Source organism: Limnothrix sp. FACHB-406 (assembly GCF_014698235.1).
In the GTDB taxonomy this organism is placed as follows: domain Bacteria; phylum Cyanobacteriota; class Cyanobacteriia; order CACIAM-69d; family CACIAM-69d; genus CACIAM-69d.
In genome coordinates this window covers 287,498-310,961 of the sequence record NZ_JACJSP010000001.1, presented here as the reverse complement: position 1 = coordinate 310,961, position 23,464 = coordinate 287,498, and the positions used below count along the sequence as shown (strand labels likewise).

Annotated in this window: 27 protein-coding genes and 1 pseudogene; 14 read left to right on the top strand and 14 right to left on the bottom strand. The window is 53.1% G+C overall.

Annotated elements, in window-relative coordinates; genetic code table 11:
* Nucleotides 1-18 precede the first annotated feature (18 nt).
* The 3 genes from H6G53_RS01265 to H6G53_RS01255 form a co-directional block, all read right to left on the bottom strand.
* Nucleotides 19-330, bottom strand: coding sequence for a hypothetical protein (locus H6G53_RS01265; RefSeq protein WP_190530682.1), 312 nt, complete (start codon nt 328-330; stop codon nt 19-21).
* Complete coding sequence (locus tag H6G53_RS01260) at nt 327-704, bottom strand: hypothetical protein (RefSeq protein WP_143472939.1); 378 nt, start codon at nt 702-704, stop codon at nt 327-329. Before H6G53_RS01260 ends, H6G53_RS01265 begins: the two co-directional genes overlap by 4 nt.
* A 200-nt stretch (nt 705-904) precedes the next feature.
* Nucleotides 905-1,222 carry a hypothetical protein gene (locus H6G53_RS01255; protein ID WP_190530681.1) on the bottom strand — a complete coding sequence of 106 codons (318 nt, stop codon included), beginning with the start codon at nt 1,220-1,222 and terminating at the stop codon, nt 905-907.
* Nucleotides 1,223-1,532: 310 nt separating this feature from the next.
* Here H6G53_RS01255 and H6G53_RS01250 point away from each other — a divergent pair, with 310 nt between their 5' ends.
* Both H6G53_RS01250 and H6G53_RS01245 read left to right on the top strand, forming a co-directional pair.
* Complete coding sequence (locus H6G53_RS01250) at nt 1,533-1,724, top strand: hypothetical protein (protein ID WP_190356186.1); 192 nt, start codon at nt 1,533-1,535, stop codon at nt 1,722-1,724.
* A gap of 272 nt (nt 1,725-1,996) precedes the next feature.
* Nucleotides 1,997-2,428: a hypothetical protein gene (locus H6G53_RS01245; RefSeq protein ID WP_190530680.1), complete on the top strand. Its 432-nt coding sequence runs from the start codon at nt 1,997-1,999 to the stop codon at nt 2,426-2,428.
* 10 nt (nt 2,429-2,438) lie between these two features.
* Here H6G53_RS01245 and H6G53_RS01240 read toward each other — a convergent pair whose 3' ends face one another.
* The 7 genes from H6G53_RS01240 to H6G53_RS01210 all read right to left on the bottom strand — a co-directional run bounded on the left by H6G53_RS01240 (nt 2,439) and on the right by H6G53_RS01210 (nt 6,771).
* Nucleotides 2,439-2,801 carry a hypothetical protein gene (locus H6G53_RS01240; protein WP_190530679.1) on the bottom strand — a complete coding sequence of 121 codons (363 nt, stop codon included), beginning with the start codon at nt 2,799-2,801 and terminating at the stop codon, nt 2,439-2,441.
* A gap of 6 nt (nt 2,802-2,807) precedes the next feature.
* Nucleotides 2,808-3,344: a hypothetical protein gene (locus H6G53_RS01235; protein ID WP_190530678.1), complete on the bottom strand. Its 537-nt coding sequence runs from the start codon at nt 3,342-3,344 to the stop codon at nt 2,808-2,810.
* 13 nt (nt 3,345-3,357) lie between these two features.
* Nucleotides 3,358-3,609, bottom strand: coding sequence for a hypothetical protein (locus tag H6G53_RS01230; protein WP_190356183.1), 252 nt, complete (start codon nt 3,607-3,609; stop codon nt 3,358-3,360).
* A 2-nt stretch (nt 3,610-3,611) separates the two neighbouring features.
* Nucleotides 3,612-4,154, bottom strand: a complete 543-nt coding sequence (locus tag H6G53_RS01225; RefSeq protein ID WP_190530677.1) for a hypothetical protein — start codon at nt 4,152-4,154, stop codon at nt 3,612-3,614.
* A gap of 68 nt (nt 4,155-4,222) precedes the next feature.
* Nucleotides 4,223-4,582, bottom strand: coding sequence for a hypothetical protein (locus tag H6G53_RS01220; protein ID WP_099534312.1), 360 nt, complete (start codon nt 4,580-4,582; stop codon nt 4,223-4,225).
* Between the two features lie 150 nt (nt 4,583-4,732).
* Complete coding sequence (locus tag H6G53_RS01215; RefSeq protein WP_190530676.1) at nt 4,733-5,533, bottom strand: hypothetical protein; 801 nt, start codon at nt 5,531-5,533, stop codon at nt 4,733-4,735.
* 77 nt (nt 5,534-5,610) lie between these two features.
* Nucleotides 5,611-6,771, bottom strand: coding sequence for a hypothetical protein (locus H6G53_RS01210; RefSeq protein ID WP_190530675.1), 1,161 nt, complete (start codon nt 6,769-6,771; stop codon nt 5,611-5,613).
* 490 nt (nt 6,772-7,261) lie between these two features.
* On the opposite strand from H6G53_RS01210, the gene H6G53_RS01205 reads away from it, so the two are divergent.
* Nucleotides 7,262-7,660: a hypothetical protein gene (locus tag H6G53_RS01205; protein ID WP_190530674.1), complete on the top strand. Its 399-nt coding sequence runs from the start codon at nt 7,262-7,264 to the stop codon at nt 7,658-7,660.
* 78 nt (nt 7,661-7,738) lie between these two features.
* Here H6G53_RS01205 and H6G53_RS01200 read toward each other — a convergent pair whose 3' ends face one another.
* Entirely contained in the window at nt 7,739-9,115 is a 1,377-nt protein-coding gene (locus H6G53_RS01200) for a hypothetical protein (RefSeq protein ID WP_190530673.1), read from the bottom strand.
* 37 nt (nt 9,116-9,152) lie between these two features.
* Here H6G53_RS01200 and H6G53_RS01195 point away from each other — a divergent pair, with 37 nt between their 5' ends.
* Nucleotides 9,153-9,494, top strand: a complete 342-nt coding sequence (locus tag H6G53_RS01195; RefSeq protein WP_190530672.1) for a hypothetical protein — start codon at nt 9,153-9,155, stop codon at nt 9,492-9,494.
* 14 nt (nt 9,495-9,508) lie between these two features.
* On the opposite strand, the gene H6G53_RS01190 is transcribed toward H6G53_RS01195, so the two are convergent.
* Complete coding sequence (locus H6G53_RS01190) at nt 9,509-9,760, bottom strand: hypothetical protein (protein ID WP_190530671.1); 252 nt, start codon at nt 9,758-9,760, stop codon at nt 9,509-9,511.
* A 295-nt stretch (nt 9,761-10,055) separates the two neighbouring features.
* On the opposite strand from H6G53_RS01190, the gene H6G53_RS01185 reads away from it, so the two are divergent.
* The 7 genes and pseudogenes from H6G53_RS01185 to H6G53_RS01155 all read left to right on the top strand — a co-directional run bounded on the left by H6G53_RS01185 (nt 10,056) and on the right by H6G53_RS01155 (nt 15,181).
* Nucleotides 10,056-10,568 (top strand): tyrosine-type recombinase/integrase, encoded by a 513-nt coding sequence (locus H6G53_RS01185; RefSeq protein WP_190530670.1) that lies wholly within the window; start codon nt 10,056-10,058, stop codon nt 10,566-10,568.
* A 202-nt stretch (nt 10,569-10,770) separates the two neighbouring features.
* Entirely contained in the window at nt 10,771-12,264 is a 1,494-nt protein-coding gene (locus H6G53_RS01180) for a carotenoid oxygenase family protein (RefSeq protein WP_190530669.1), read from the top strand.
* A 117-nt stretch (nt 12,265-12,381) separates the two neighbouring features.
* Entirely contained in the window at nt 12,382-12,651 is a 270-nt protein-coding gene (locus H6G53_RS01175) for a YciI family protein (protein ID WP_099534605.1), read from the top strand.
* 83 nt (nt 12,652-12,734) lie between these two features.
* Nucleotides 12,735-12,956, top strand: a pseudogene (yidD, locus tag H6G53_RS18625) (membrane protein insertion efficiency factor YidD); the annotation flags it as partial.
* A 409-nt stretch (nt 12,957-13,365) separates the two neighbouring features.
* Nucleotides 13,366-13,731 carry a chemotaxis response regulator CheY gene (locus H6G53_RS01165; RefSeq protein ID WP_190530668.1) on the top strand — a complete coding sequence of 122 codons (366 nt, stop codon included), beginning with the start codon at nt 13,366-13,368 and terminating at the stop codon, nt 13,729-13,731.
* A 141-nt stretch (nt 13,732-13,872) separates the two neighbouring features.
* Nucleotides 13,873-14,496, top strand: a complete 624-nt coding sequence (locus tag H6G53_RS01160; RefSeq protein WP_190354705.1) for a type I restriction endonuclease — start codon at nt 13,873-13,875, stop codon at nt 14,494-14,496.
* A gap of 76 nt (nt 14,497-14,572) precedes the next feature.
* Complete coding sequence (locus H6G53_RS01155; protein WP_190530667.1) at nt 14,573-15,181, top strand: Uma2 family endonuclease; 609 nt, start codon at nt 14,573-14,575, stop codon at nt 15,179-15,181.
* 121 nt (nt 15,182-15,302) lie between these two features.
* Here H6G53_RS01155 and H6G53_RS01150 read toward each other — a convergent pair whose 3' ends face one another.
* Nucleotides 15,303-16,628, bottom strand: coding sequence for a protein kinase (locus H6G53_RS01150; protein WP_190530666.1), 1,326 nt, complete (start codon nt 16,626-16,628; stop codon nt 15,303-15,305).
* Nucleotides 16,629-16,955: 327 nt separating this feature from the next.
* On the opposite strand from H6G53_RS01150, the gene ileS reads away from it, so the two are divergent.
* The gene (ileS, locus tag H6G53_RS01145) at nt 16,956-19,784 is read left to right on the top strand and encodes an isoleucine--tRNA ligase (RefSeq protein ID WP_242030767.1); all 2,829 of its coding nucleotides are present in this window, start codon (nt 16,956-16,958) and stop codon (nt 19,782-19,784) included.
* An 89-nt stretch (nt 19,785-19,873) separates the two neighbouring features.
* Nucleotides 19,874-20,665 carry a hypothetical protein gene (locus H6G53_RS01140; protein WP_190530664.1) on the top strand — a complete coding sequence of 264 codons (792 nt, stop codon included), beginning with the start codon at nt 19,874-19,876 and terminating at the stop codon, nt 20,663-20,665.
* Between the two features lies 1 nt (nt 20,666).
* Here H6G53_RS01140 and H6G53_RS01135 read toward each other — a convergent pair whose 3' ends face one another.
* Nucleotides 20,667-22,280, bottom strand: a complete 1,614-nt coding sequence (locus H6G53_RS01135) for a DNA cytosine methyltransferase (RefSeq protein ID WP_242030756.1) — start codon at nt 22,278-22,280, stop codon at nt 20,667-20,669.
* Between the two features lie 74 nt (nt 22,281-22,354).
* Here H6G53_RS01135 and prmC point away from each other — a divergent pair, with 74 nt between their 5' ends.
* Nucleotides 22,355-23,263, top strand: coding sequence for a peptide chain release factor N(5)-glutamine methyltransferase (gene prmC / locus H6G53_RS01130; RefSeq protein ID WP_099534616.1), 909 nt, complete (start codon nt 22,355-22,357; stop codon nt 23,261-23,263).
* Nucleotides 23,264-23,464 lie beyond the last annotated feature (201 nt).

Sequence of the window (23,464 nt, the reverse complement as noted above, 5' to 3'; positions counted from 1 at the left end):
AGCAAGTTTGGGGCATGTCTAAAACTCAAGGTCGTCTAGGATGTTGTTTTCCAACTCCACTGGCTCCGGATACTGACCTACGCCCCAAAGCTCCTGAAACCAGTCGGGTAGAGCGGTGTGCAAATCTTGCATCACTTCCACCGCCAGGTTTTTCCCCTCACACCGTTCCTTGAGCGCATGGAACAAGCCCACGGCCATCGTGCCACTGAGGTTCAGGGTGTCCCCATCGGCCCAAACGATGGTCAGCTCGCCAGTTCTTGCCTCAGCATGGATTTGCCGAATCCAGTCGAGATTCAAAAAGCGATCGCCCACCCAAATCACTGAATTCATGAAACGGTGACCTCCGGTATTTCAATTGGGAACATCACAACCGTTTGGATGGCCCCGTTGGCTTCGATCTGGACAAAATCGACATCAGCAACGGGCACGGGGAAACCGCGATCGAGCCTGCATAGTGTTGCTTCTCGATCCAGCCCCTCCTGGTCCATTGACCTGACCAAGATTGATTTCTGCCAATCGGTCAGCTCTTGATCGGACAACTCATAGCACCAGCATTCGGCCTCACCCCCGATGGGAACATCCCGCCGAGGCCGCACCGATCGGATCGGTACGCCAGGATGCAGCGGTAAAAGCCGGCCAGCGGGTCTCAAGGCATGGAGCCAATGGAGACGATTCACCTTAGGCACGGCTAACAATCGAATCATCGGGTAACCTCCCTTCGCAATTTTTAATTTCTAGGCAGTGGGCCAAGTCGGAATTAATGGCAATTAATCCCCGGACGAAGAGTTGAGCGTGAACGTAGCTCGTAAATGCGGCCTGACGGATCCGCGACCGCTGGCCGTGGCGGTTGGGCCGTCCCAACCGATAGACGACCCATGGTAGAGATGGACTGCGATCAATCAGCTCACAATTGTCTAGACTGTCGAGATCTCGTTTCATATGCACTGACGGCAACGATAAAACGCTGAATGGTTTCAGAAATCGTGGTTTTGTCTGAGCTATCGGCCGGCCCCTTTACTTCCCATCCGTTGGCGTGGGAATAGACCAGCAGCGCCCATTTTTCGTTAGGCGCGATGATCAGCCACTCAGGGCGCTGGTTGCGCTTGCGGATGGTGTAACCCAGTTCCTTCAGGGCTTGCCGAACTCGGGCCACCAGTAGAGACAGTTGCTCTGCCCCGAAGGTGAGAGCCTCAGTGCGGTCGTCGTAGATAGATTTCTGCATAGGCAATTTTCCGAAGTTTGGGGGGAAGGAAAGTGGGCGATCGTCCGTGTGGTGAATCGCCCGCTGCAAACCAATCTCTCAACACCAATCAGGGACGCAAATTCACGCGGTGATCTCGGGTGCAAGGTGGCCGGCCGCCGTTTGTGCCGGTCTCCCCCAAATCCCGCGCTGGTCATAGACCGCGCCATCAGGGGCGCTTTGCTCAATTTCAATTTATCCCTGATACAATTCAAATAGTAAATCAATCCGGGATTAAAAATCAAGCATTATCCCGGATAAAATTGGGGGATAGTTATGGGGGACTCTTTCAATGCGAGCAGGACGAAAACCAACCTACGGCGAGCAAAAAAAGGTTTACGAACTGACCCTGACTCCCACTGCCCGCAAATTGCTGACAGTGAAAGCCAAGGCGCTACGAACCAGCGCCAGCGAGCTAGTAGAACGCTTTGCACGGGATCTTCTGGGCAACGACCTAAGCCGCGAACTCACGGGAAAACCCTGAGCTACTTGATTGCGGAATTGCGAGATCAGATTGAGGATTGCCAATTAGACAGAGAGCGCCTGGAGCAGAGGGAGCAGCGCCTCAAGGATCGTCTGAGCAATTTAGAGCAAGTTCTCGCGGAGTGGCAGGAAACTGTAGAAACGCTCGCACCTGAAGATCCGCCGACCCCAACCGAGTAGCGCCCAAAAAAAACGAGCGATCGCCCGACGCGATCGCTCGTTTTGCTTAGTTGTGAAAAGGCTCTGTGGTTTGGTAATTCTACCCCGGGAGAAATGAGAGAGCAGCTCGCATTAGGTTTTGGGAACATCCCAATTTCGGCAGAATTGAAGCCCGATCGCAAAAGCAGGGAGCTTGACCCCAGTTGGGGGCCTGCACCAACCGCACCACCTGCACCACCGGAAGCCGATCGAAAGATCGATCGGTTGTCGATCGCCATCCAGGCCGCCGCCAAACTATCCCCCTCGGAGCTGCTGTTATTGCAGGATGCGATCGCGGGATTGTCCCAAGCTCTTAGGGAGCAAACCCCCGCCGAAACCCAAGAAAACCGCTCCCTAAGTTGTGGAAAAGCCGAAAAATCGGCACAACCGAGCGGTGGATATTTCGAGCTAAAAAAAATTGGCCGCCATGGGCCGTATCTGTATCTGCGATGGCGATCGGCAGGCAAACTGCGATCGACTTATCTGGGCAAAATTACCGACGGTTGAGCTGCGAAGTTTAAAACAGCCGGTGAGCGATCGCCCGCAGCAGCTCCCCCCAGCCCAACAGATCCACCAGCAAATCAACCGCGATCGCACCGGCCAAGACCAGCAGGCCCCAACCGCGCCAGCCCCCGGGCATGGCTTGGGCCGCCCGGGCGGCCCGGGCCGCCAACACCAATCCCGTTTCACCGGCCCGGGCCAACAACTGTTCGATCGCGTTCACCCGGCCATCGATGTCGTTCACCTGATCCGTCAGGCCAGTGACACCCCCCAACTTTTCACGAATTTCACCCAGCTCGAGCAAAATCGCGCGATCGCCCTGATTCACCGTTTCTTCTAAATGCTTTAGCCGATCGCTCAAGAAACCCACAGCATCCATCGCCTGTTACTCCGTGTAAATTTCAACCTGGATCGTGAATTTCGATCGCTCAGTGTCATACCACCAGGGATATCGAGTGACTTGCTCGCCTGTGGAAGTAAGGATCGTGACTGGCTTAACCCCGCGTTTTTTGGGCACGGCCTTAACCCCGATCCAGGTTTCTACCGCCGTCCGCAGCTCGAGATTGCCCGCCCCGTCGCGTTGCCATATCGTAGACCCGGCCACGGTTTGGCCCGTGCTTTCGTCGTAAGTATGGCCTTGGGGGCCAAAGTTAAAAACGATTGATTGGTCTTGTTCAAATGACAGGCGATGGGTCTGAACTTGATAGCTATCAGCCAGGCCCGGTTCCTTGAGGAACTGCCCAAGTAATCCCGTGATCGTGGGGTAGCGCTGCTTACCGGCAACGATCACAATCCCAGCAACATAGGTCACCCGCACCGCAAAGTGATCGAGCGGCGACACCGGCAGCACCAGGAAAGGAAATTCCCAGGCGTTGCTAGCCAGCAAATCCAGTTCATGCAACCCCAGGAAGTCCCAGCCCATGCCGATCTCGCCCCTAAGTTAAATCCAGCCCGATCAATTCTGTGTTGGCGATCGCGATCGCCAGGTAATCATCCATCTGTTGGCCGTTGGCCTCCAAAATGTCGCAAAAATCACTTTCGCTCAGATTGCCGTACAGAAATTGATCGAGCGCCTGATTGATCGTCCAGAGCTGCTGGCAGGCTGCCAAAATGTCGCTGTCCTCCAACTCGGGGAGACAGACCAGCTCAGGCCGAAAGCAGTCTTCCAGCGGCTCCAGATAACGCATCGTTACGAGTACATTCGCTCAGGCTTAAAGCTGACCGATTTGATGTTGGTTGGGGAAGATGCAGCCGTCACGGCAGCGACGATAACGGCCTGACGCTCAAACTCACCCTCCCCCGTGACCTGACCAAAAGGCAAAGTGAAAGAATCGCTGCTGGTTGGTTTTTTGTAAGATAACCCCGTGATTCCGCTGACTTTAGGGGCCGATCCAGACGACCGCTCAGTCAAAACAGCCTTGGCCGGCAAAAAGCCCCGATTTTTGACCGTTGAAGCGTCAACATCATCAAGAGCCAGGATGGTATCAGTAACCCCGAAGCCCGCCTGAGCCGCGGCCGCTCGGCCCGTAAAAGACACCAGTAGAGACACCGGCACAGTAGCAGCGTCACCAAAAGGATTTAGAGCCTTCTTGATCGTGCCTTTACGATCTACCACCTTGGTAATCGTGAGCGGGCTGGACCCGGACTGATAACTGAGGTACTTAGTCAGGTATCCGCCAGTAGCCCCGTTTTTAATTGCTTGCTTGATCCGATTAAACCGTCGCTTGCGCATTGTCTTGCCCTACCACTTAAAAAAAACAGTCATAGAGCGGGTTTGATGCCGTCAAACCCACTCAATCCTTAAGACCGAACCGCTTCGACTTGCTGCATTTCAACCGGCTGCACCACTCGGATCGTGGCTTGGTTGATCACACCCCGAACGCCTGGCGCAATTTGTTGCAAGGACGTAGATTCAACCACCGATAGGGAGTTGACCTTTTTAGTGCCAGCAGGCGGAACCCATGCATCTTCGGCCTTGGAGACCACCTCCATCAGGCGATACAAGAGACCCATCAAAAGGTCATCTCCAATGGCCTCCGCCGAAGTAGGTACGGTTACGGGGCCCAGCAGATCAGCAACCTTGACACCGATCCATTCGCCGTCTGCGAAGATCAGTCCCGGTTTATCCTCAAGCATCTTTTGAACGAGCGAGTTAGCCATTACCTAAGCCCTGAAAGCAGGTGCGTGATTGAATTCTGCTCTCAGTCTGACCCCACTTGGAACTCCAAAAAACAGCCGGAAACCTAATAGGTCTCCTCGCAAACTCCGGCCGATCGGGCTTGGGTACAGGCGATCGCCGCACAGGCATCACTACCCCCTAACCAGCGCGGCCCCAAACCGCCCCGTTGTGTCATAAATCGGAATGGGGACAGGGACAGGCCAGATGTGCGCCACGGCATATTGGAGCTTCACCCTGGCCATGGGCCGCCGTCGTGGCAATTTGCGCGATCGCCCCAGCACCGTATCGGAGCCAGGAACCACCGGGTAGGCCGTCCCTTCCTGTTCGTTTTGGCTGAAGTGGGCCTTAGACCAGTCGGGAGCCTCCCCCAAAACTCGAAAAATCGCCTCCACCATGTCGCGCCCAGCAGCTTTTGAGGCGCAAAGGATTTTGAGCTGAATGGGTGGGTTGCGTTCCAAGTCACGGTAGGCCATGCAATCGCGGCCTTTCTGCCAATGACTTTCCGCACCAGGTGGGAACTCTGATTTGATTCTGCGACCGATCGCCTCTAAAGCCGATTCCGAGAGCGACTCACCCGATTTCAATCGAAACGAAACCTCACCCGTAATCGGGGTCTGACCAGGTTCAAGATCCTGACGGCTTTCCCGAAAAAACAGGGAGATTTGGGGCAAAAATTTAACCGACTGCTGAAACCCAGGGATTGGCAAACCGTAAATCGGTGGATTCACAAGCTCATCACGTCTGGTCACCAGGTAAAACAAAATCAACCGCCCGATCGTTAGGTCGATCGTGTCGGGTTCGAGATGGGAGCAAGCCAGTCGGATCGACGCTCTAGGACTCTTTGACAGATCGCCATTTTGGCCGGGAGTCCAAGACTCATCGCCAACGTCGCGAAAATAACGAGCCACTTCGGGATTAACTAACCGCTTCACTTGATCCTGAAAGTGTTCAGTCGGGGAAAAATTCTTAGGTAATTGGTCTGAGGGGAAACGGTTAGGTGTTGGCATAATTAATCTCCAAATTCCAAATCATCGGGACTTAAATCGCTCGCCTTACTGGCTTTCTTAGCCGCTTCATTCATTAATGTTTGTGGCACATTATCTTCCTGTGCTGCCTTGCCAATCGGTCTTGGCAAATCTGGGTTATAGTTTTCATCCTTAATCGGTTCCTCTGCGTTAGCAATTTGCGCTCTGAAATCTTGCTGATTTTGAGCCAGCAACAAGGTCTCTTCATCAATCGATAACGGTTTTTTGCCAAATAGAGTTGTTAAATCTGGCAGTTCTACAACACCACTACCCGTTAGAGCACCAAAGAGCAAAATTGATCGACCAATCAAGCCCGTAATTCCCACGGGCATCCATTTATAATCATTTTCACCAGCAATTCTTGACCTTTTCAATGCATTGCCAATTCTACTGACGTTGTTTGTTAGCACCTCAGCGACGGCATTAGTGCCCTGGAAATTGGTAGAAAGGCTACTGAATAAGTTGGCAGAACTGGTAACAATCCGATTCTGATTCAGTAGTTTTGATAGAAAGTTAGCCCAATTTTCTTGACCAATCAACGCATTAACAAAGCTTGTGAAACTTTGTTGAATGGTCTCTGCAAAATCAGGTGGCGCGGTCAAGTCATCAGTAGCAGTTAAACTAAATTCGCTAATGAAGTTATTCAGGAAACCGGAAAAGGTATTAGTTACTGATTCAAGAAAATCGGATGATTGAATTAAACCATTGTGAATTTCGAGTAAATTGACGAAAGAAAATTGCGCTTGCTGAATTTCAAACCGCCGCCTAATGGTCTCGATCCGCTTGGTTAGGGTCATCCCCTGCATGGGCCCAACCAGCTCAATACTGCCGATTGCGGCCAAGGCCCGATCGTTGGTGCGCAGAATCTCAGAAAGGTCGATCGCCTGGAATCGACAGACGATCGCCGCGCTGGGGCCGTAACCGGCCTTGGGCGCATCCGATGGAATGGCTGGTGAGCCGATCGCCGGGAAAGGCGAGCCGATCAATGGCAGGCCCGGAAGGGTAGGAATGCCCGGAGCGCCCGCGAGTCCAGGTGCAAAGGGCGTATCAAGGGCGGCCGGTTTGTCTACCGGAATATTGGCCGGGAGCGGGATCTCAATCGGGGGGTTCGCCGCCCCTGGAACTGGGGTGGGCAGGGCTGGCACATCGGGGCGATCGTCCGGTTGGGGGATAGCTGGCTGGGGAATGGCGGCCGGGCGACCAAGCACAGGTGCTGGATTCCGAGAGGGGTAGGGGTCTACCCCTGGCTGAGGTGGTTTGGGTTGCCGATCGGGTAACCATGGCTCAGGCAGGCCATCCACAGCCGTGATCGCCCATGAGGCCGCCCCAAAGTATGCCCCATCAACCAAGTAATGAGTACGGCCAGCGCCATCCCGAATATAGATGTCTTGCCACTCACTTGGCAGCGCATCGGGGTCATAATTAGCCCTAATGCTTGTCAAAATCGGCACTCGCACCACGGTAAGAGGCCCTTGCAGAGTTAAGACCCCACGGCCCGATATACCCCAGTGCGTGAATCGAAATTTACGAGTAGCCGGGTTATATCGCTCATAGGCCGTCCTCCACCACTCATAGGCAACCCAGTAGGGCCGAGCCGATGAGCCGATCGGCGCTCTCTCTCCCGGTTCCCCCGGGATGTCGGCCGGTTTTGCGGCCGAGGGTGATGCACCGGTCGGTTTTGGCAGCGCATCACTAGGCGGCCGGATGCCAGGTTTAGGCCAGCCCATGGGCACAGCCGGCGGCCCGGGCCAGGCTGGCCAATCCGGGAGCGGTGGCAATTGCGGTAGGGCGATCGACGGCAGCGCCGGGGGCGATCTCAACCAATCGGGCAAAAAATCCCACGGGTTTGTGGGTGGTGGAGCTGGTGCGGCTGGTGGCGGCGGGATATCTTCCGGCCTGGGCGGGGCCGGGTCTAAGTCATCGTTAGCCCTGGACGGAGCCGGATCCAAATCATCCCCGCCGCGGCCACCGCCCGATGGGATGGGCACGGGTGGTAGGGGGATTTTGATCGGCTCTCCGATCGGTCTGGCCTGAGCACCCGATCGCAAAATCGGATCATTTAGGACTCTGTAGCCTTCAGGGCTGTCGAGAGAGGATACACCCATGATTGGTCTACCCCTTAGGCGGTGGATCGCCCAGGAATTCCCAAGGCGCGTCGTCGCTAAAAAGGTCAAGCGCCGAGATATCGCTTGCCTCACTCGCTTTTTTGGCCGACTCAGCAATTAGAGTCTGTGGCACGTTTTCAGGATTGAAGCCAGAGCCAACAGGTCGGATCTCGCCTTCAGGCAAGTCCTCCTTATTTAGGATTTCCTGAGCGCCTGAAAGCTGCTTGGTTAACTCCGCCTGAGCCTTGGCCAACTCGCGCGATTCATCGCTAATGTTAACGACCTCACCCGCAATTCCTGTTAGCACATCGGTCAATTCAGTTGCGTTATTAATTGTGTCATACAGCTTTTGAATCCTACCTGAGTTTGCATTGATGCCCGTTGGCATCCATTTATAATCATTCTCACCAACAATTCTTGATTTCTTTAAAGCATTGCCAATGCGACTAACATTATTAGTCGCAATTTCAATCAGCCCTCTAGTCCCATCAAAAATTGATTGAACATTGAAATAAACGTTGCTGGCACTTTGCAAAATGCGATTAGCAGCATCGATTTTGGCTTGAATCAAAATCCATTGCTCTTTACCGAACACATCAATCATCAAAGCTTGCCAACCTTTGCTGATCAGGTCTGCTACATCAATTTGAGCATCTTCATCGGGATCCGATAGCCGAAAAACTCTCATAAACGCTTGCAAACCAACGTCCAACAATCCCGTTACCGATTCAGTCAGATTACGAGATAACATCAAAGCGTTATGCAGGCTAAAAAATACGCTCAAAACGTTTAGTGTTTGGTTGAGCCATTGCATCTTCTGAACGTTTTGAACTGCACCAGACAGCCCGTATTCACCGCCCTTCTTACTTTTGATTTCAGGCCCAAGACGCTTCAGAATATCGTCTTGGTTTTTCAAAATCTTATCGAGATTAGCCTTCTCAAAACGACACTGAGACACGGATCCACCTCCGGGAAAGCGACCAGTAGAACCGGGCGGAAAGGCAAGCGGCGGTAGGGCCCGGTTAGGGGGTGTGCGGATTGGCGGGCTGTTGATGGTAAAGCCGTCACCACTGGGAAAATCAGGAAAATCAGGAACCGGGGTGCTATCGGGATCCTCGCTGGAGACGATCTCGATCGCCGCAATGCAGCCCCAGGATGCGAACGCCAGTTGGACGGTGCGAGCGGTGGGGTCTAAGGGCACGGCTTCGTAGAGACGTTTTGCACCACTCGGGGGCGATCGGTAGCGGCCGGCGTATTCCGGCTCCATAGGCGTGATTCGGAAGCGATAGGGCCCGGCCGGCAGATCGGTGATGCGACTCGAAAAGAAAGACCAGCCCCCAAAATCATAGATTTTGTCTTTGGGGTCATAAATCGCTTCGGCCATCCAGACGGTAAACCTGATTTTAGATTTTCGGTAAGGAATGGTGAACTCATCGGGCCCATCGCCCGGCCCTGTACCCGGATCCTCACCCGGCGATCCGCCGGTTGGGGCCGGTAACCGATCGCCTGGATGGCGGCCGCTTGTGGCCGATGATGGTGAACCCCCGACTGGATTAATCGGGCCCCCCGATAGCGCCGGGGGCAACGCAGGGACGATCGGCTTAAGCGCTGGAGCCAGCGACGGAGCCTCCCACGGCCGGCCCCGTGACCATGCATCATCGATCTGCCGCTGCAAATCTTCGTTGCTGGGCTGGCCAGCGACGCTATTGGCAGTAGGGAAGATGGAGCCGGGTAAGGGAATTTCGGGCATGGCGATCGCCTGACAGATTAGCGATCGTTAATCAACTCGGAATCCCAGGGGGAGTTCTGCCGTGGTCAAGGGGCGCGCAAACATCCAAAGCTTTTTGCTTTGATCAGCGACATAGGCAGGATCCAGCTCGATCGACTGCCTGATGATGCAGCGCACCGTTTCATCGGCCGCCCGAAAAACTTGAAATTGAGCCGCGTAAACCAGCAGTGAATTTTCTTGCTCTTTGATTTGTTTTGTGCCGGTCACGTTATCCAACAGAGTGCCAGCCCAAACGGCCAACTGTTCGACGGTTGCAATCGAAGGTGGGATCTGAGTGCGGTCTAGAAGCATTTTTAATGCCAAACTCTGATCAGTAATCTAATGCGTTTTTAAGTAATACAAAAATTGCCTCAACTATACAAAAGAGGCTATTTTGAAAAGAGCTGAGATCCTTATGAAACAAGCTTTATGAGCTTTGCAAGCTGAAAGGATCTTATCAAGATACCTGATTAGTTAGGCAGGGCAAAAAAGAGGTATGAAAATCAATAGAACTGGGCGATCTACGCCTCTAACAGATCAATTATTTCTTAAGATTTTGGATGCATTTTCTGAAAATGCACATCGACTTTATTGGGCGATCGCTTGGTATACAGGCGAGCGACCCACGGCAATCTTGCGGTTGCCCCAAGCCAGCGTTTATGGCAGTGGTGGCCAGCCGCTGAGGGCGATCGTCTTCAGCGGGCGATCGCGCAAATGCGGCCGCACCCGAGAGGTGCCGATCGCGCGGAAGTTACACCCGTATTTGCTGGCTTACCGGCCAGACCCAGGGCTGCTCATGTTCCCATCGCGCCGATCGCCCGATCGAGAAATTCACCGTCGCACCATGGATGCAGCATTCAGGCGAGCGCTGATCCGAGCTAAGTTAACCGGCTTGGGCCTATCGCTCTATTCCGCCCGCCGAGGATTTTGCTCTGGATTGGCCGCAAAAGGTGTAGGGCTGGCCACCATCCAGACGTTAACCGGCCATCAGTCTCTATCGGTGCTGTCCAGATACATAGAGACAGACCCCATGGATGAGCGGTCGATCGCGGCGATCAATTTGCTCTAAAACAGACCCGTCGATCACGGCAGCTCGATCGCCCCAGCAGTGAAGGCCCACCGATCGAGTTGCTGCGATCGCACCGGCGATGATAAAAGGTTGGGGATTCATGCCAGTTCATTTCAGCTCGTCCCAGGTCATCCCAGATTGACGTAGGGCCGCGCTGAACCGCGAAACACAGGCCATCATTCGTCAGGAGATTGCGAAATTAATGGTTTTAGCAACAGAGCAAGCTCAGACGAGTCGCGATCCTCAGTGGTTGCCGGCCGTGCAGCGACCGGCGATCGAATTTCCGCTCACTCCCTTGACGGTGACCGCTGGGGCAATTCCCGAAAATTTGCAAGGCACGCTTTACCGCAACGGGCCGGGCCGGATAGTGCGATCGGGACAGCCCACGGGCCATTGGTTTGATGGAGATGGGGCGGTGTTGGCGGTGCATTTTGGCCGATCGCCCGATCAACCCCAAGGCCCACCCCAGGCCCGAGCCACCTATCGGATGGTGCAAACGGCCGCCTACGAACAGGAAGAAGCGGCCGATCGATGGTTGTTTGCCAATTACGGGCAACTGGCTCCAAAACCTTGGTGGCAACGGGTGGGGCGCGATCTCAAAAATGCGGCCAATACTTCCGTTTTGCCCTTGGGCGATCGGCTCCTGGCCCTGTGGGAAGGGGGTTGGCCCCATGCGCTGGATTTAGACAACTTGACCACGATCGGCCCCGATTCCTTGGATGGGGTGCTGAAGCCGGGTCAGGCCTTCTCTGCTCACCCCAAGGTGGATCCAGCCACGGGCGAAATCTATAACTTTGGAGTGTTGCCGGGCCCCCGTCCCAAGCTGAACTTGCTGCGGTTCGATCGCGCCGGTCGCCTCCTGGCCCAACGCCAACTGCCCCTGCGATCCCTGCCCTTAATCCATGATTGTGTGTTGGCGGGGCCCTATCTGGTCTTTTGCATTCCGCCCTTGAGTTTGGAACTGTTGCCAGCGCTGTTGAACTTCAAGTGTTTCAGTGACGCGATGAAGTGGCAGGGCAATCGGCCCACGCAAGTTTGGTTTGTCGATCGTGAAACCCTGACCCTCGCCGCCACCATTGAAGCGGAACCTTGGTTTCAGTGGCACTTTGGCAACGGTTGGCAGAATCCCGATCGCTCCGTCAGCCTGACCATGGCGCGTTACCCAAACTTTGCCACCAATCAACACCTGAAGGAAGCGGCCAGCGGCAAAATCAACACCCTTGCAACATCCCAATACGTGGAATTGCGGTTCGATCTCCAGCGGCGGCAATTGCTGGATCAACGGATCCTGTTCGATCGCCATTCGGACTTTCCGACCGTGGCCCCCAGCGAAGTTGGCTCCCCCAACCGCTACAGCTACTTTTCGGCCCATCGACCCGACCTCGATCGCCCCGCCGCTTTCAAACAGGAACAATTCGGCACGATCGCCCGCCACGATGCCCAAACCGATCGCATCACCTATGCCAGCCTAGAACCGGGGTGCTATCCTTCGGAGCCATTGTTTGTGGCCGACCCGGCCGGCGACGGGCGATCGGGTTGGATCCTGAGCGTGGTCTATGATGGCAACCGGGATTGCAGCGACCTGCGCATCTGGCAGAACGATCGGCTAGATGATGTCCCGATCGCCCGCTTAGCCTTCCCCCACCCGATTAACCTCGGATTCCATGGAGTTTGGCATCCCAAATCCACTTCCTAAGTTGCCTGAAGGCGGTGGCTGAAAGGAGCCACGTTCAGCCACCGCTTTCATGCTTGCTTTTGCTTTTTCACGCAATCGGCAGCCCCAAAAAACCTAATTCATCACAACTCTTGAACCATGGCTAAATACATTTTGTTTGGCAGCTACTGTGAAGATGCCCTCGAAAAACGCACCCCCTATCGACAGGCGCACCTAGACGGCTTAGCTAAACAAAAAGCAGAAGGCATTTTGATCACCCTAGGCCCCACCAAAGACAACAGCAAAGTATTTGGCATCTATGAAGCAGACAGCGAAGAAATCGTTCGTCAGCTCATTGAAGCCGATCCCTATTGGGAAAATGGTATTTGGACAGAATACGAAATCAAAGAATGGATTCAAGCCTTCTAAAAAAGATGCCTGAGAGGATATCTCAAAAGCCTAAACAGCTACCAAACGGGTTTTACCAAACAGGTTTTACCAACCATATTTCCCTGTTGCGATCGCTCCCTGGCCGACTGGCGATCGGGCTGGTGCGTCTTTACCAAGTCCTGTTATCGCCCCTGTTGGGCCCCAACTGTCGCTATTACCCCACCTGCTCCCACTACGCGATCGGGGCGATTCAGCGGTTTGGCCTCGGACGCGGAGGCTGGTTAGCCTTGGCCCGCATCCTGCGCTGCCATCCCTTCCAACCGGGAGGCTATGACCCCTTGCCGGAAACCTGGTCTTGGCGGGCGGCCCTGGGCCCCGGCGCGATCGACTCCGATGCAATGGCCGGCCGGCCCCATCCCCTTTGGGCCAAATATCAGCGATCGGGCAACCAGTCGATCGCCTCTGTGGCGATCGAAACCGAGGGCATTGAACCAGTTAATTTAGCCAATTCGGAAGTGGCAAATTCAGAAACAATCCAGCCAAAAGATTGAAATCTAAAAGATTGATATCCAAAAAATTAAAAAACATAAACTAATTTTGAGTCTCGATATTTTTAGCCGCATTAACCAATCCAATCTATTAAGATTCATTCATTGTCGTGACCATCACAGTCAAACTTGCCAAGCGCTGCATTTTTCGCCCAAGCATAGACCTGATGGCTCACCATCTCTTCACCCATAGGAGCAACAGAAGATGAAAGTTCTAGTCGTTGATGACTACGCCACCATGCGTCGAATCATCAGGAATTTGCTGAGGCAGATTGGTTATGACGATATTGAAGAAGCGGGTGATGGTGTTAGCGCCCTTCAGAAGCTGCGAGAGAGCAAGTTTGGGCTGATTATTGCAGATTGGAACATGGAGCCAATGACAGGGCTGCAACTGTTGAAAGAAGTGCGAGCTAACAGCAAGCTAAGCACCACACCTTTCATTATGGTGACAGCAGAATCCAAAACGGAGAATGTGATCGCTGCCAAGGAAGCCGGTGTTAACAACTACATTGTTAAGCCCTTCAATGCCGAGACGCTGAAGCAAAAAATTCAGGCTGTTTTGGGATACTAGTTTGCTCCCGGTCAACTCCTAACGGTTAGTCATTGGGACAATTCATCCGGCGATCGCCCGTGAAATTCAACCAAATCTGGGCGATCGGCTTTGGTTACCAGAACGACGCTGCCACACTAACAATTCCTAACGGTTGATTTCATGCCGATCGCGGTTACTGATGCCATCACAAGTCTGGCGGTTGCAGAACAAACCCTGGCGTTGGCGCGTTGGGAAGAGGGCGGCGACTTCTTCACGGAATGGCGCGATCGTTTACCGCCGCTGTCGGAGAGCGATCGCGCGGCCTTGGCGCAATTGCGACGACGATATCTCTATCAGCGATCGGCCGGGCAACTTTTGGAAGGAACGGTGAATTTGTTGCTCACTTCGCCCCTGTTGGCGATCGCGGGTTTTTACGATCCACCGTTTCAAATTTGTGCGGAACCCTCGGTGGAATTGGCGATCGGGGATGGGGATGAAATCCTGCAAGGTCGTTTGGATGTGTTGGTCTTGCGCGATCGCCTTTGGATTGTGGTGATTGAGTCCAAAAAAACGGCTCTTTCGGTGTGGACAGCTTTGCCCCAATCATTGGCTTATTTGGCAGCGAATCCTGATCCCGATCGCCCCAGCTTTGGCTTTGTCACTAATGGGGATGAAATGTTTTTCGTGAAATTGCAACAGCAACCGCGTCGTTGTTACGATCTTTCGCGACTTTTTTCGCCCCTAACTTCCCTGGAGGAATTGGCGATCGCAACTCAAATTCTGCGCAATCTCGGCAATCAATAACGCCGACCGGCAGCCTCTCGATCGCCTTGCTAAACTAAGCATTAACCTAAAGTTCCCGTTTCCCTCGGGTTTCGCTATGGTTGCGTCAACCCCATCCGCTCCGAGCGTGCCGCCATCGCAGGGCGATCGCCTGTCGTTGGCTGATTATTGGCAGCAGGAAGCGATCGCCGATCAGCGGCATGAATATCACGATGGAATTCGAGTGGAAATGGCTGGCGGATCAGAGGCCCATAGCAAAATCGCGGTGAACCTGGTGGCGTTTCTGCATTTTGCGCTGCGGGATACGGATTGGCAGGTATATAACAGCGATTTGCGGGTTTGGATTCCTGACTATCGCTGCTGCACTTATACGGATGGGATGGTGGTGCGGGGGGAGCCAGAATTTCACGGCGATCGCAATGATGAAATCCTGAATCCTAGTTTGATTGTGGAGGTGTTGTCGCCTGCAATGGAATGGGGCGATCGGGGCGAAAAGTTCCGCAAATATCGATCGCTCCCCAGCTTTCAAGATTATTTGTTGATTAGTGCTGAGGAACCCTACATCGAGCACTATTGCAAAACTGATGCGGTGGCTTGGACGTTTACCAGCTACGGGGAAATCAATGCGGCTCTCTGGTTAAGCAATCTGCAACTCTCGATTCCCCTAGCCGAAATCTACCGACGGGTCAACTTCCCGATCGTGTGATATTCAGCCGAGGCAATGTTGATTCGCATAGTTCCCGTACTCTCGTATCGTTCCCGCGTGAAGTCTGGGAACGATATGATATCGGTCTCAACGGTACACAGAGCATTTATCCCGGTAGCTATCAAGTATTGGTATGCTTCAACAAAATGTTTGCAATAAGTGGATGAAAAGAATGAATACTCTCACCCTTAAATGCAGATGCACATACCCGAAAATGTCCCTGAGACTCATCGTTTGACAGAATTTCCATTTTAATTCTGTTTGCTACTGATTCTGTCAGTGCAGGAGAGCATTTAAGGAGGCATCTCTTCATAACAAACCAACGATTATGAGTTGCACCAAGCCGAGCCATTGCTACTGCTGCTTCTGCTTTGAGTGATGGCTTTCCTAAGTCAAAAATTTTCTCCAGACGCTTAACGATAACGTCGCAGTATTCAAAAACAAACTTCTGATGTGTCCACTCACAATAAGCACTAGCCAGTTCTTCCCAGCAATCTTCATCGCTTGTGTGTATTTTCTCAAGAATTCCTTCATCCACTATTCTAAAAATATTATCTAGGTTCAGGACTTCGGATCTGTTTAAAAATCTGACAAACAATCCTAGTTTTTCAATGTCAACTTTTGAATTTTCCTGGATGCTGATATCTTTTAGATAGTTTATCCACTCCTCATCTCCTGGTACTAGAGTTAATCGAGAAGTTGTCAAGCATGATGAAAGTGCATTTCTTAATGCCGAAATGTTTTTATATCTTCTTTTCCAGTCTTTCTTGGTACACTTTTCGATAATGAAGCCAATGTTCCCTTCGGCTCGATGTTCAGCAAATGGTATTCTTGTAGACCCGTCAAAAATATCATGTAAGATACATCCAAATGAATAAATATCTGCTTGTGGCTTTACATGCTTGAAATTTTCCATTTGCTCTGGAGCACAATAAAATTTTGATCCCCATTTTGCTGAATCTGTAGATGTCAGATCTGTGAAGTCTTCACCATGAGCTAAGATTAATCCAAAATCACATAATTTCCAATTTTCTTGATGCAATAGTACATTCTGAGGTTTTAAGTCTCTATGGACAAGATCCTGGGAATGTAGTTCTTCTAGGCAATTGAGAATATCAAATAGTGCTGATTTTAGCTCCTCGGGATTTTCCTTATTCTTTTTAATAAACTTTTCTAATGTAGTTTCTGCCATGGGCATTGTAAACCAAGGCTTGTCACACTCCAAGTTGGATTCTAAAACAGGTAGAAAAAATTGACTGGAACTGGATAAGCTTTTCTGGTACAACACTTCCTTTTTAAATCTTTTCCTAAGCTTGTTGATGTCAGTTCCTGACTTGACACTAGGTAGTGGATCAAATGTTTTTCTTGCGACAGAGCTACCATCTGCAAGAATGACTTCTTCCACTCTTCCAAAGCCTCCTCGACTGATATCTCGCTTAACCTTCATAAGTCTGAATGTAGTTGAGAGTTGACTAAAAAACAAAGTAGGCTTCGATACGAAGATTGCTGGTTTTAAGCTACTTTGAGTATTCTGAATTTCAGTTTAGTATCTAAATTTCAGTTCAGTATACGATCGCCCAGCCAACAAAACCTCACAAACCATTATACCAATCTTGAATTTCAGCCACCCCGCCAGCCCGGCCGTCAGCCGGTAGAATCTTAGGGACTGCAACCCTTTGATGACGCAAGCGACACCGCCGTGACTGCCGACAAAACTGCCAAGGCCGAAAGCCAATATAAGGACACCGTTAACCTGCCCCAGACCGCCTTCGACATGCGGGCCAACGCCAGCAAGCGCGAACCGGAAATTCAGGCCTTTTGGGCAGAAGCCAACATTTACGAAACCTTGGCAGCAGGCAACCCCGGCGAAACCTTCACCCTGCACGACGGCCCACCCTACGCCAACGGGTCGCTGCACATGGGCCACGCCCTCAACAAAACCCTGAAGGACATCATCAACCGCTACCAACTGCTGCGCGGCCGCAAAGGGCGCTACGTTCCCGGTTGGGACTGCCACGGCCTGCCGATCGAACTGAAAGTGCTGCAATCCCTGGGCAAAGACGAACGCGCCGGCCTTACCCCGATCGCCCTGCGCCAAAAGGCCAAAGCCTACGCCCTCGAACAGGTCGAGATCCAAAAAGCCCAATTCATGCGCTTGGGCGTGTGGGGCGACTGGGAAAATCCCTACCTGACCCTGAAGCCGGAATACGAGGCGGCGCAACTGGAAGTCTTTGGCGAAATGTTCACCAAGGGCTATATCTATCGCGGCCTGAAGCCGGTGCATTGGAGTCCCAGTTCCCAAACGGCCTTGGCGGAAGCGGAGTTGGAATATCCCGAGGGGCACATTTCCCAGTCGATCTATGCGGCGTTTCGGGTGACGGAACTGAGCGCGGCGGCTCAACCGGTGCTGGGTGAGTTCGCGGCGGACTTGGGCGTGGCGATTTGGACTACGACCCCCTGGACGATCCCCGGCAACTTGGGCGTGGCCGTGAATGGGGCCTTGGATTACGCGGTGGTGGACACGGCCGGAGAACTGGCGGGCCTGCCGCGCTATCTCGTGGTGGCTAAGGATTTGGCGGAGTCGCTGGCGGAGACCTTCGGGGCGGCCCTGACGGTGCAAGCCACGTTCAAGGGTGCGCTGTTGGAGCATTGCCAGTACCAGCATCCGCTGTTCGATCGCACCTCACCCGTCGTGATCGGCGGCGAATACATCACCACGGAATCGGGGACAGGGCTGGTGCATACGGCTCCCGGCCATGGTCAAGAGGACTTCATCACCGGGCAAAAGTACGGGTTAGGGGTGTTGTCGCCCGTGGACGATCGGGGGAATTTTACCGAGGAAGCGGGCCCCTTCGCCGGGTTGAACGTGCTGAAGGATGCCAACGACGCGGTAATCGCCGCCCTGACCGAGGCGGGATCCCTGCTGAAGCGGGAACCCTACGCTCACAAATATCCCTACGATTGGCGGACGAAGAAGCCGACGATCTTCCGGGCCACGGAGCAGTGGTTCGCGTCGGTGGATGGCTTCCGGGAGGCGGCCATGGCGGCGATCGGGCAGGTGCGCTGGATTCCGGCCACGGGCCAAAACCGGATCGAGTCGATGGTGGGCGAGCGATCGGACTGGTGCATTTCCCGCCAGCGCAGTTGGGGCGTGCCGATTCCGGCGTTCTTCGACGCGGAAACCGGCGAGGTGCTGATGAACGCCGAGACGATCGCCCATGTGCGCGACATTTTCGCCCAGCGCGGCTCCGATGCCTGGTGGGAACTGTCCGTAGCGGAACTGTTGCCGGAACCCTACCGCAGCAACGGCCGCACCTACACCAAAGGCACGGACACGATGGATGTGTGGTTCGACTCCGGCTCCTCCTGGGCGGCGGTGGCCAAACAGCGCGGCCTGGGCTACCCGGTCGATCTCTACCTGGAAGGCTCCGACCAACACCGGGGCTGGTTCCAATCGAGCTTGCTCACTAGCGTCGCCAACTCCGGCCATGCGCCCTATAAAACGGTGTTGACCCACGGGTTCACGCTCGATGAACAGGGCCGCAAAATGAGCAAATCCCTGGGCAACATCATCGACCCGCTGGAAATCATCAACGGCGGCAAGGATCAAAAACAAAACCCGCCCTACGGCGCGGATGTGCTGCGGTTGTGGGTGTCGTCGGTGGACTATTCCTCCGATGTGCCGATCGGAAAAACGATCCTGAAACAGATGGCCGATGTGTACCGCAAGATCCGGAATACGGCGCGGTTCCTGTTAGGAAACCTGCACGATTTCGACCCGGCAACAGATGCAGTTCCCTACGATCAACTGCCGGAACTCGATCGCTATTTGCTGCATCGGATCTCGGAAGTCTTTGGCGAAATTACGGAAGCCTTCGACAGTTTCCAATTCTTCAAATTCTTCCAAACGGTGCAGAATTTCTGCGTGGTCGATCTGTCGAATTTCTATCTGGATATCGCCAAAGATCGACTTTACATCAGTGCGCCGACCGCCTTCCGTCGCCGCAGTTGCCAAACGGTATTGGCGATCGCCCTAGAAAATCTGGCTAAGGCGATCGCCCCGGTGCTCTGCCACATGGCCGAAGACATCTGGCAAGCGATTCCCTACACCAAATCCCATCAATCGGTGTTCCAAGCCGGTTGGACGGCGATCGATCCCGATTGGTCGCAACCCGCCCTCGCGGAAAAGTGGCAAAGCCTGCGCCAAATCCGCATGGAAACCAACAAGGTCTTGGAAGCGGCCCGCAAGGACGGGGCGATCGGGGCCAGCTTGGAAGCGAAGTTGCTGCTCTATGTGGCCGATGATTCCCTGCGCGATCAACTGTCAAAATTCAACCCGGTTTCTTCCCTGGGCGATGACACGAACGGGGTCGATGAATTGCGCTATTTGTTCATCACCTCCCAGGTGGAATTGCTGGATGGAGTCGATCGGCTCCAGGGCTTGAAATACAGCTTTGAATCGGAGCCGCTGGGTGTGGGCGTGGTGGATGCCGAGGGGCACAAGTGCGATCGCTGCTGGAACTATTCGCCTTCGGTCGGCACGATTGAGGAACATCCCTTAGCGTGCGATCGCTGCGTTTCGGCCTTGGCGGGCACTTTTTAAAACTGGCGAAATTGCGGGCGCACATCGGTGCGCCCCTACCTGGAACATGCTGAATGATTCTGCTCTGCTAATCATCTCGGCCAGACTTTATGAATGATTTGAAAATAGATGACTTGCGATCACTCTCCTTGGGCGATCGGGCAACGTTGATTGATACCTATGCCAAGTCAATAACAGTTCCTCCACAAATCAAACCGAGTTTGCAAACTGCCTATCAGCGAGCAACTGCCATCAAGCCGCTATTGCTGGACTATTGCCGTGAACAAATTACAGCCGATCAGCAAGACAACTCTGTACTCGATCGCCAAAACCAATCAGAGGCGATCACCCAAAAATGTCATGCATTTGCCCAGCAATTTATCGACTCGATTCCGTCCCTAGTGCGATCGCCTCGCCAAGCTGCTGAAAATCCCAAAAATCTCTATGAACTCTGTGGTGCAACACTCTTTACTGCTAGTAATGCAATTTCTCGCAGTTTAAGCACCAAAATGGGTCAACTATGGGAAGATTTGGCTAAAATCAGTCCTTATGCCATCAGCCCAGAAAAAGACTTTGGGATCAAAATTACAGGAATAGACATCATTATTTTTGAGGTGGGCCACACCAACCCGATCTTCACGCAACTCAAAACGACACCTGGCACATTAACCGGTAGCCAAAAGCCCAGATCTCAGGAAGAGTTAGCTATTCATGAATTTTCCTTATTTGCTGCTGCATTCTGTTTAGGGACTTGGAACTTTTCTAGTCCCACAATTCCTCGGGCTTGCGGTCAGGAGTTTTGGTCAAAGATTGGGATTGAGTATGGTCTAGTTGAAGACAGCGTAAAAACCATGATTTTGAATATTGAAGCGGCTTATCTCGCTTTTCAAAGTGAGCAATAGATCAAAAGATATCTAAGCAAAGCTGCTGTGATTTGTCATGACCATGTTCAGGCTGTTCTGAGTTGCCAACAACGTCGGCCCACCAGCTCACGTCATCAGTTTTAGAGTAACGAGAATAGGGAAAGTCAGGATATTTGGTTTCTGTTTGACCATTGAGATAGTCCAGTAACATTTGGCCGATCGCCTTCCCTAGCGAACAGGGCACTGCATTACCAATTTGGCGATAGAGATCGAGCAATCCACCGGCAATTTTCCAATCATCTGGAAATTCCTGTAAGCGTTTATATTCTTGAACACTTAAGGGACGATCTTCCTCAGGATGTGCTAAATCGGTAGCCGGCATTGCTGGATGAGTCACGATCGTGGGCGATGGTTTATCCCAGGCTAAACGGCGATAAAAACCCGTTTTTCCGCCCACTGCTTGATAGGAACCGCCAAGGGCTTCCGCGTGTAATTCTGGTGGTAAATCTCGCCAATATTGTCCGGCTTTTAACAGGCGATAATATTTCAAGCGCTTTTCAGGGAATTTCACAAATTCATGACCTTCGGTGGGTAAGCCCGCTAAGGCATCCTGTAGCGTGCGCCATCGCGGCAAATTATACAGCCCTGTTTCAGAATGGGTTGGTGTTAAATAGGGCAATTTCTGCCCATCGCGACTGCAAGCAATCACCACCCGTTCTCGTTGTTGAGGAGAGCCAAAATTAGCAGCATTGTATAAATTGAATGAAACACTATAGCCAGCAGATTTAATTTTTTGAATGATGTGCAATAGGGCACTACCTCGTTTTTCCTCTGGATTCAGGGGTGGTGCTTGTTTGCCGCGCAGGTGCATGGGGCGGTGCTGGAGAGTTGCTGATAGCAATCCTCGGACGTTTTCTAGGACAAAAAAACGAGGATTTAATTCAATTACCAAATCAATAAACAATAGAAAAACATTGCCACGATCATCATTAAAGCTTTGACGTTTACCAGCACTGCTAAAAGCTTGGCAAGGTGGCCCACCCACAACTAAATCAAGATCCTGATTAGCTTTTAGCTTGGCTAGGGATCGAATTTCGGGGGCTGTGTAATCTCTCACGTCGCCTAATAGGGGTAGGTAGGGACGGTTCAGTTGAATAGTTTGTCGAGCGGCTGGATCAATTTCTGATGCGAGTAACACTTCAATACCCGCTTTTTCGAGACCTAAATCAAGGCCCATACACCCTGAAAAAAAACTTAAGGCTTGAATCATATGAAAGCTATTAACAGCTATTAATTGATGGTGACGGTAAGGAATTTGGGCTAACAGCACCCACTGATAATGACTAAGGATTGGGCATTGCCCTTGCAAGATCTCTGACTTTGCCATGATATGAAATTCCTTGCAAAAATCAAAAGATCTGAGGCTCAAGATCTGGGGAGAGTGTTGCAGTTCAGAATTAACAACCGCGCCTGAGGTGTTCTGTGCTGGCGTGCGATCGCTGCGTTTTGGCCTTGGCGGGCGTGTTTTAGCCGAAATCATTCCTGAAATGGATTGCCGATCGCCTGAGTGGGTGCTCGGGCCAATGGTTGCCGTTGATTTTTGGGCGGGTTCCATGGGCACAATTTGTGGCCCGGTCATTGCGAGAAGGGCCATGAAGCGGTACAAAGCGATCGCAGCGGGGCACTGTTCACTCGGGGCTTTGTGGCAATTGCGGAGCGGTGTGATCCATGACAGCGGATTTTTGGACTTGGTATGCGCAAGCGCGCCGCCAAGCATCGGAGCAGCAAGTGCCCATTGGGGAACTGGATTGGCTCTTGGTTGAATGGGCCGGGGTCGATCGGCTGCGGCTGCGGCTCCAGGTGGGCGATTTGCCTTCGGGAATCGACCTAGAACGCTTGGATCAACTGTGGCAGCGGCGATTGATCGATCGCGTACCGGTGCAGTACCTGGCTGGGGTGGTGGGCTGGCGCAATTTTCGGCTGCAGGTGTCTCCCGGGGTGCTGATTCCTCGGCCCGAGACGGAGTTAATTGTGGACTTGGCTTGGGAGCTGACGGCGACGAATGCCCTCTTGCGGCGGGGTGTTTGGGCGGATTTGGGGACGGGGAGCGGGGCGATCGCCCTGGCGCTGGCGGAAGCCATGCCGGAGGCAACAATTTGGGCGGTGGATCGATCGACAGCGGCGCTGGAAATTGCCCATCTCAACGCCATGCACACAGGGCTGGATCACCGAATTCACCTTGCGTTGGGGAACTGGTTTGAACCCCTGACGGATCTGGCGGGCCACCTGGCGGGGATGGTTTCCAATCCGCCCTATATCCCGAGTGCGGAAGTGCCTGCATTGCAGCCGGAAGTTGCTGACCATGAACCCCATGGGGCGCTCGATGGGGGATCCGATGGCCTCGATTGCTTGCGTCATTTGGTGAAGACAGCTCCGGCCTATCTCCGACCGGGTGGCGTTTGGTTGGTGGAGGTGATGGCTGGGCAGGCTCCGACGGTGATGGAACTGTTGTGGGCCAAGGGGTCTTATCAGGAGATTACGGCCCATCGGGATTTGGCGGGGATTGATCGATTTGTTTCGGCTAGATACCAACCGCTGCGTCGCCCGCTCTCTGTGGAAATCGCCCCCACCGCGTGATAATAGGAAGGTTATCTGAACGGGCTTTTGCCCTGGGTTGCCTGAGCGATTTCTAAGGGGCGATCGGGATGGCGATCGGGACTGGGATGGGTGCTTGATCGGGTGGTTGCGCTGGAATCAGTGCCGCCTCCAGAAAGAGCCGAATCCAGTTCAGTGGCGTTGACTGCATCCAGGAAAGCGTTCAGGCAAAAATGTTCAAGG

Bases quoted from the DNA above. Each gene is read 5' to 3' on its own strand.
- H6G53_RS01265 (WP_190530682.1), bottom strand. From the start codon at position 330: ATGAATTCAGTGATTTGGGTGGGCGATCGCTTTTTGAATCTCGACTGG.
- H6G53_RS01260 (WP_143472939.1), bottom strand. From the start codon at position 704: ATGATTCGATTGTTAGCCGTGCCTAAGGTGAATCGTCTCCATTGGCTC.
- H6G53_RS01255 (WP_190530681.1), bottom strand. From the start codon at position 1,222: ATGCAGAAATCTATCTACGACGACCGCACTGAGGCTCTCACCTTCGGG.
- H6G53_RS01250 (WP_190356186.1), top strand. From the start codon at position 1,533: ATGCGAGCAGGACGAAAACCAACCTACGGCGAGCAAAAAAAGGTTTAC.
- H6G53_RS01245 (WP_190530680.1), top strand. From the start codon at position 1,997: ATGAGAGAGCAGCTCGCATTAGGTTTTGGGAACATCCCAATTTCGGCA.
- H6G53_RS01240 (WP_190530679.1), bottom strand. From the start codon at position 2,801: ATGGATGCTGTGGGTTTCTTGAGCGATCGGCTAAAGCATTTAGAAGAA.
- H6G53_RS01235 (WP_190530678.1), bottom strand. From the start codon at position 3,344: ATGGGCTGGGACTTCCTGGGGTTGCATGAACTGGATTTGCTGGCTAGC.
- H6G53_RS01230 (WP_190356183.1), bottom strand. From the start codon at position 3,609: ATGCGTTATCTGGAGCCGCTGGAAGACTGCTTTCGGCCTGAGCTGGTC.
- H6G53_RS01225 (WP_190530677.1), bottom strand. From the start codon at position 4,154: ATGCGCAAGCGACGGTTTAATCGGATCAAGCAAGCAATTAAAAACGGG.
- H6G53_RS01220 (WP_099534312.1), bottom strand. From the start codon at position 4,582: ATGGCTAACTCGCTCGTTCAAAAGATGCTTGAGGATAAACCGGGACTG.
- H6G53_RS01205 (WP_190530674.1), top strand. From the start codon at position 7,262: ATGTCGGCCGGTTTTGCGGCCGAGGGTGATGCACCGGTCGGTTTTGGC.
- H6G53_RS01200 (WP_190530673.1), bottom strand. From the start codon at position 9,115: ATGGCCGAAGCGATTTATGACCCCAAAGACAAAATCTATGATTTTGGG.
- H6G53_RS01195 (WP_190530672.1), top strand. From the start codon at position 9,153: ATGGTGAACTCATCGGGCCCATCGCCCGGCCCTGTACCCGGATCCTCA.
- H6G53_RS01180 (WP_190530669.1), top strand. From the start codon at position 10,771: ATGGTTTTAGCAACAGAGCAAGCTCAGACGAGTCGCGATCCTCAGTGG.
- H6G53_RS01175 (WP_099534605.1), top strand. From the start codon at position 12,382: ATGGCTAAATACATTTTGTTTGGCAGCTACTGTGAAGATGCCCTCGAA.
- H6G53_RS01165 (WP_190530668.1), top strand. From the start codon at position 13,366: ATGAAAGTTCTAGTCGTTGATGACTACGCCACCATGCGTCGAATCATC.
- H6G53_RS01160 (WP_190354705.1), top strand. From the start codon at position 13,873: ATGCCGATCGCGGTTACTGATGCCATCACAAGTCTGGCGGTTGCAGAA.
- H6G53_RS01155 (WP_190530667.1), top strand. From the start codon at position 14,573: ATGGTTGCGTCAACCCCATCCGCTCCGAGCGTGCCGCCATCGCAGGGC.
- H6G53_RS01150 (WP_190530666.1), bottom strand. From the start codon at position 16,628: ATGAAGGTTAAGCGAGATATCAGTCGAGGAGGCTTTGGAAGAGTGGAA.
- ileS (WP_242030767.1), top strand. From the start codon at position 16,956: ATGCGGGCCAACGCCAGCAAGCGCGAACCGGAAATTCAGGCCTTTTGG.
- H6G53_RS01140 (WP_190530664.1), top strand. From the start codon at position 19,874: ATGAATGATTTGAAAATAGATGACTTGCGATCACTCTCCTTGGGCGAT.
- H6G53_RS01135 (WP_242030756.1), bottom strand. From the start codon at position 22,280: ATGGCCCTTCTCGCAATGACCGGGCCACAAATTGTGCCCATGGAACCC.
- prmC (WP_099534616.1), top strand. From the start codon at position 22,355: ATGACAGCGGATTTTTGGACTTGGTATGCGCAAGCGCGCCGCCAAGCA.